Source organism: Parafrankia sp. Ea1.12, from assembly GCF_900465275.1.
In the GTDB taxonomy this organism is placed as follows: domain Bacteria; phylum Actinomycetota; class Actinomycetes; order Frankiales; family Frankiaceae; genus Parafrankia; species Parafrankia soli.
The window spans coordinates 1-7177 of the sequence record NZ_UBIZ01000569.1; the positions used below are offsets into that span (position 1 = coordinate 1).

Sequence of the window (7177 nt, forward strand, 5' to 3'; positions counted from 1 at the left end):
CCCAGCTCCCGGCCCCCACCCAGCTCCCGGCACCGCCGGCCCGCCAGCGCCGGCTCACCGGCGGCCGGTTGGGATCGCATCCGGCGGCGGGGCGTGGCGACGCCGACACCGGGGCGACGACGCTGCCGCTGCCGGTCGCCGGGCCGGCGGCCACCGCGGAGCCGCGGCGGCTCGCCATCGAGGTCGGCGCCGCGCTGGTGACACTGGCGTTCCTCGGTGTGCTGCAGAACATCGATGTGCTGCTGCAGGGCCGGCTCGCCCCGGACGAGTCGGGCTCCTACGCGGCCGTCTCCGTGGCGGCGAAGGTGATCGTGCTGGCCGCGATCGTCCTGGCCGGGTTCCTCCTGCCCGAGGCCGCGGACCGCAACCATCTCGGGCAGCATGCGCTGCATCAGCTCGGTGCGACGCTGGCGATACTCGCGGTGCCCGCGGTGGGGCTGCTCACCGTAGCGGCGATCGCACCCGACACACTGCTGTCGCTGGCTTTCGGGCCGCGTTTCACCAGTGCCTCCGGCGCTCTCCTCCCGCTGGCCGGAGCTATGACCTGTCTCGGAGCGACCGTGTTGTTCTCCCACTATCTGCTGGCTCTCGGCAAGCGTGCCGTGCTGGCCGTGCTCGCCGTCGCGACCGGCACCGCCGTCGCCCTCATGGCCTGGGCGCAGGGCTCCCCCGTGTCGACCGCGCGGGCGAACTTCGGCTGCCAGGCCGTGCTCGCCGTCGTCACCGGGCTGATGGTGCTCGCCGCCGCCCGCCGGACGGCCCGCGCGTGAGCACGCTGCCGGAGGGCTCGCTGCGCCCCACGACCATTCCGCCGCTGCCGGCACCGCCGTCCGCCGCCGGGCAGGTGCCCCTCGTCGGCACCGGGATGCCCGGGCTGACCGAGCAGTTCGTCCCGTCGGCGACGTCCGAGCAGCTGCTGGCCGGCCTCGCCGACACGCTGCCCGCCCAGCCCACGCTGGCGGAGCTCGTCGAGACCTCGGGGATGCGCCGCATCCACATGCTGGCCTGGCGGGATCTGGACGACCCCGAAGCGGGCGGCTCCGAACTGCACGCCGACAAGGTCGCCGAGCGGTGGGCCGCCGCCGGCGTCGACGTCAGCCTGCGCACCGCCGAAGCACCCGGCCACCCCGAGACCACGCGGCGCAACGGCTACCAGATCGTCCGCAAGGCCGGCCGGTACTCGGTGTTCCCGCGGACGGCGACGTCCGGCGCGCTGGGCCGCACCGGCCCGTGGGACGGCCTGGTCGAGATCTGGAACGGGATGCCGTTCTTCTCCCCCGTCTGGGCGCGCTGCCCGCGGGTGGTGTTCCTGCACCACGTCCACGGCGCGATGTGGCGGATGGTGCTCTCCCCCAAGCTGGCCCAGGTCGGCGAGACCATCGAGTTCAAGGTGGCGCCGCCGCTGTACCGGCGCACCCGGATCCTCACCCTCTCCCAGTCGTCCCGGGACGAGATCATCGAGCTGCTGGGCCTGCCGGCCGGCAACATCTCGGTGATCCCCCCGGGCATCGATCCCTCGTTCAGCCCCGCCGGGGAGCGCTCCCCGCGCCCGCTGGTGCTCGCCGTCGGCCGGCTGGTGCCGGTGAAGCGGTTCGACGTGCTGATCGACTCGCTGATCCGGGCGCACGACGAGCACCCCGCGATGGAGGCCGTGATCGTCGGCGAGGGCTACGAGCGCCCGGCGCTCGAGGCGCGCATCGCCGCGGCGGGCGCGGGCGACTGGCTGCGGCTGGTCGGCCGGGTGGACGACGCGGGTCTTCTCGACCTCTACCGGCGTGCCTGGGTGCTCACCTCGGCCTCCGCCAGAGAGGGTTGGGGCATGACGATCACCGAGGCGGCCGCCTGCGGGACGCCGTCCGTCGCGACGAAGATCGCCGGGCACACCGACGCCGTCGCGGACGGCGTGTCCGGCCTGCTGGTCGAGGACCCGAACGACCTGGGCAAGACCCTGGCCGGCGTGCTGTCCGACCACGAGCTGCGGGCCCGGCTCTCCGCCGGCGCGCTCGCGCACGCGGCGACGTTCACCTGGGAGCACACCGCCCGCTCGACCTACCTCGCGCTGGTCAACGAGGCCGCCCGCCGCCGGCTCGTCCGCCGCCCCGCCCCGAGCTCGCGCTCGGGCGCGCCCCGGTGACCTTGACCGCTCCGGCGTCCGGAGCCGCCCATCCCGACGGGCCGGCCCCGGGCGCCACGACGGGCCCCGGCGGCGCGCCGCCCTCCGATCACCCGCGCCGGCAGGGGCGGCTCGGCCGGGTCCGCCGGCTGCTGCCGTCCTGGCCCGCGCTGGTACTCGCCGCGCTGGCCTACATCCCGCTGCTGGCGACGGCGCCGGGGCGGATCGGCGCCGACACGAAGGCGTACCTCTACCTCGACCCGGGCCGGATGCTGGCCCGCGCGGTGTCGATGTGGGACCCCGACGTCGGCATGGGGACCGTCACCCACCAGAACATCGGCTACCTGTTCCCGCAGGGCGCGTTCTACTGGCTCGCCCAGCTCGCCGGGCTGCCCGACTGGGTGGCGCAGCGGCTGTGGACGGGCTCGATCCTGTTCGGCGCGGGCGCCGGCGTGCTGTTCCTGCTGCGCACGTTCGGCTGGGCGAACCGCTACGCGTTCATCGCGGCCCTCGGGTACATGCTCACCCCGTACACGCTGGAGTACGAGGCGCGGATCTCGGCCATCCTGCTGCCGTACGCGGGCCTGGGCTGGCTGATCGGCATCACCGTGCGGGGGCTGCGCGAAGCCGGCGCGGACGACCGCTCCCGCGCCGCGGACACCCCGCGACTGGTGCGCTGGCGCTCGGGCTGGCGCTGGCCGGCGGCGTTCGCGCTGATGGTCACCCTGATCGGCAGCATCAACGCGTCCAGCCTGATCTTCATCCTGTTCGCGCCGCTGCTGTGGGTGCCGTTCGCGGTGTGGGGCACCCGGGAGGTCCGTCTCGGCACCGCCCTGACGCTGTGCGGGCGGGCGGTGGCGCTGGTCGTCGTGACGTCCGCCTGGTGGATGGCCGGTCTGTACACCCAGGCCGGCTACGGGCTGAACGTGCTCGCCTTCACCGAGACGGTGAAGACCGTGGCGAGCAGCTCGCAGGCGTCCGAGGTGCTGCGCGGCCTGGGCAACTGGTTCTTCTACGGCGAGGACGCGCTCGGCCTGTGGATCGGCCCGGCCAAGGACTACACCGGCAGCCTGGTGATCATCACGATCAGCTTCGCGGTGCCGATCCTGGCCCTGGTCGCCGCGTCCTGCCTGCGGTGGGGCCAGCGCGCGTACTTCGTGGCGCTGATCGCGCTGGGCACGACGATCGCGGTCGGCGTGTACCCGTACGACCACCCGTCCCCGCTGGGCCGGGTGTTCCGCGACTTCGCCGAGGGCTCCACCGCGGGCCTGGCGCTGCGGTCGCTGCCGCGTGCCGTCCCGATGGTCGTCCTGGGGCTGTCGGTGCTGCTCGCCGGTGGGCTCGCCGTCCTGGACCAGCGGTACGCGGCCCGCCGCGTACAGGCCCGGGCCGGCACGTCGTCCGCGACCGATACCCCGCGGCCCACGGCCGGTGCTCTACGGCTGCGCGGGCGCGCGGTGCCGACGCTGGCGTTCGGCGGGGTGGCGCTGCTGCTCGTGCTGAACATGTCACCGCTGTTCCGCGGGCACTTCATCGAGCCGCTGCTGGACCGGCCCGAGGACATCCCCGGCTACGAGCAGGAGCTCGCCAGCGCGCTGGACGCCGTCGCCCCCGACGCCACCGGGGAGCAGACCCGGGTGCTGGAGCTGCCCGGCGCCGACTTCGCGCACTACCGCTGGGGCACGACGCTCGACCCGGTCATGTCCGGGCTGATGGACCGGCCGTCCGTGGTCCGCGAACTCATCCCCTACGGCGACGCCGGCTCCGTGGACCTGCTGCGCTCGCTGGACCGGCGGATACAGGAGGGCGTGCTCGACCCGGCCTCGATCCCCGACATCGCCCGGCTGATGAGCGCCGGGGACGTCGTGCTGCGCAGCAACCTGGCCTACGAGCGGTTCCGGACCCCGCGCCCGCGCGCGACCTGGGACCTCGTGGCCAACCAGCGCCCCGCCGGGCTGGCCGAGCCGCGCACGTTCGGGCCTCCGGTGCTGGAGGACCCGGGCATCCCCTACACCGACGAGATCACCCTGGGCACCAACGCCGACGTCATCGACCCGCCGGCCCTCGCCGACTTCCCCGTCGACGACCCGCACCCGATCGTGCGTGCCGAGCGCACCGACGCCCCGCTGCTGGTCAGCGGCAACGGGGAGGCCCTCGTCGACGCGGCGGCCACCGGCCAGCTCGACGCGGTGCTCAACGACGGCCGCACCATCCTCTACGCCGGTGACCTCGCCAGCGACCCGCAGCGGCTGCGCCAGGCCCTGGACGACGGCGCCGAGCTGCTGGTCAGCGACACCAACCGGCTGCGCGCCGAGCGCTGGACGGGCATCCGGGAGAACTTCGGCTACGTCGAGCAGCCCGGCGTCACCCCGCTGGCGAAGGACGCCAACGACAACCGGCTGGTGCTCTTCCCCGACGCCGGCCACTCGTCGCAGACCGTCGCCCAGATGCACGCACCGGGCTCGGAGGCCCAGGTCGCGGACGTGCGGGCCACCGACTACGGCAACACCTTCTCCTACGGGGTCTCCGACCGCCCGGTGCTCGGCATCGACGGCAGCCTGGACTCGGCCTGGCGGGTCGGCGCGTTCACCGACCCGGCGGGCGCCGCCTGGCAGGTCGACCTGGCGAAGCCGACGACCACCGACCACATCCGCGTCGTCCAGCCGCTCAACGGCCCGCGCAACCGGTGGATCACCAGGGCGACCCTGACCTTCGACGGCGGCTCTCCGGTCACCGTCGACCTGCGGGACTCCTCCCGCACCCAGGCCGGCCAGACGATCACCTTCCCGTCCCGGACGTTCACCACGCTGCACATCCACGTGGACGCCACGAACTTCGGCGTGCGGCGCACCTACGACGGGCTGTCCGCAGTCGGCTTCGCCGAGGTGGAGATCCCCGGCACCGACGGGAAGCCGCTGACCGCGGAGGAGGTGCTGCGCCTGCCCACCGACACCCTCGACGCCGCCGGCGCCTCCTCCCTCGACCACCGGCTGAGCCTGCAGATGTCCCGCGACCGGGCGAACCCCGCCGAGCCGTTCCGCCGCGACCCCGAGCCGACGATGGCACGCTCGTTCACGCTGCCCACGGCGCGCACGTTCGCGCTCACCGGCACCGCCCGGCTCTCCGCCTACGCCTCCGACCAGCTCGTGGACGCGACCCTCGGCCGGGCCGGAGCCGCGCCGACGGTCACCTCCTCCGGCCGGCTGCCCGGCGCGCTCGCCGCACGCGGGTCGAGCGCGTTCGACGGCGACACCACCACGGCGTGGAGCCCCGGCATCGGCGGCCAGATCGGCTCCTGGCTCCAGGTGACCTCGCCGACCCCGGTCACGTTCTCCTCGATGAACCTCGCCCTCGTCGCCGACGGGCGGCACTCCGTACCCACGAAGATCGGCATCATGGTGGACGGACGTCGGGTCGGCGCGGTCGCCGTCCCACCGGTCGCCGACACGCCGGTCAGCTCGCAGACCCGCAACGCCGCCCAGAACGTCAGCCTCACCTTCCCCGCGGTCACCGGCAGCACCATCCGGCTGGTCGTGGACGACGTCCGCACCGTCACCAGCATCGACACGATCAGCGGCGCGGTGATGGACCTGCCGGTCGGCATCGCCGAGGTCGCCGTACCGGGCCTGGACGGCACCGCCGGCGGAACGGGCCGCGGCTCGGCCGCGACCACCGCCCCCGGAACCGCCGGCTCACCCGCCACCGCCACGGCCACCGGTGCCGACACCGGCGCTGTCACCGGAGCCGCGGCCGGCCTGACGATCACCGCGGTTCCCGGGACCACCGGAACGGCGGCGACCGGTACCGCGGACATTCCCGCCCCCTGCCGCACCGACCTGCTGACCATCGACGGCGCACCGGTCGGGATCCAGGTCACCGGAAGCATCAAGGACGCCGCCGGCCGCGCCGGACTGACGGTGCGGGCCTGCGGGACACCGGTCACCCTCAACGCGGGTGACCACGTGGTGCGCACCTCCAACGGCGCGCTGACCGGGATCGACGTCGACCGGCTGCTGCTGGCCTCCGCCGCCGGCGGCGGAGCCTGGCTCGACGCCACCGGCAGCGGCACGGACGCCACCGCCGGTGCGACCACCGGGGCGGGCACCGGGACTGCCGCCGTTCCGGGCGGGACCGCACCGACCGTGAAGGTCGAGGCGACCAGCGACACCTCGTTCCGCGTGGATGTCAGCGCCGCGACCCCGGGCAAACCGTTCTGGCTCGTGCTGGGCGAAAGCCGCTCCCCCGGCTGGACGGCCCGCGTCAACGGCCAGGACCTCGGCGAATCCCACCTGGTCGACGGATACGCGAACGGCTGGCGGATCGACCCGAGCGCCGGGAGCTTCACCGTCCTCCTCGACTGGGCACCGCAGCACGTCGTCGGCATCGCGCTGAAACTGTCGGTGGTGACGGGCATCCTGAGCCTGGCGATCCTGCTGGTCGGGGCGTACCAGCGCCGCCGCGGCCGGAGCTGGCGCCATCTCGTCGGCTACCAGTACATCCCCGCGGGCACCGGCACCGGCGGAGTCGCCCGAGCGGGCACCGCGGGTCCAGGCCGGGCTGATCTGCCGACGGCGGATCCCTGGCGGGCCGGGCCGGGCCCGGCCCTCCGGGTGTCGGGCCGGTCGACGCTGCTCACGGCCCTGGCCACCGGGGCGGCGAGCGTGGTGCTGGTCGCCCCGCTGGCGGGACTCGTGGTTGCCGTGCTGACCGCCGCCGCGCTGCGGATCCCCCGCGCCCGGCCGCTGCTGCGCGTCGCCCCCGCCGCGTGCCTGGCTCTCAGCGCGCTCTACATCCTCCAGGTGCAGGCCCGGCACGACCTGCCAGCCAACGGCTCCTGGGTGGCCGCGTTCGACCGAGTCGCCATGATCTCCTGGCTCACGGTCCTCCTCCTGGCCGCCGACATGATCGTCTCGCTGGTCCGCGCCCGCGCCGCTGCCCGGATCGCCTCGGGCACCACCCCCGGGACCCCCACCGCTCCCGCCGCACAGGGCTCCCCGTCCGAGCTGTGACCGACGGGCTCTAGCTCGGAGGTCGGTCGGCGCCCCGGAGGTCGGTCAGCGGGGG

General features: G+C 74.6%; 2 protein-coding genes and 1 pseudogene. All 3 read left to right on the top strand.

Annotated features, from left to right (window positions below):
* Positions 1-770: pseudogene (locus tag FMEAI12_RS31705) on the top strand (hypothetical protein); the annotation flags it as partial.
* Positions 767-2134 (top strand): glycosyltransferase family 4 protein, encoded by a 1368-nt coding sequence (locus FMEAI12_RS31710; protein ID WP_112108895.1) that lies wholly within the window; start codon positions 767-769, stop codon positions 2132-2134. The pseudogene FMEAI12_RS31705 and the gene FMEAI12_RS31710, both read left to right, overlap by 4 nt.
* A complete protein-coding gene (locus FMEAI12_RS31715) occupies positions 2131-7122 on the top strand; it encodes an alpha-(1->3)-arabinofuranosyltransferase family protein (protein WP_112108896.1) in 4992 nt (1663 codons plus the stop codon). Before FMEAI12_RS31710 ends, FMEAI12_RS31715 begins: the two co-directional genes overlap by 4 nt.
* Positions 7123-7177 lie beyond the last annotated feature (55 nt).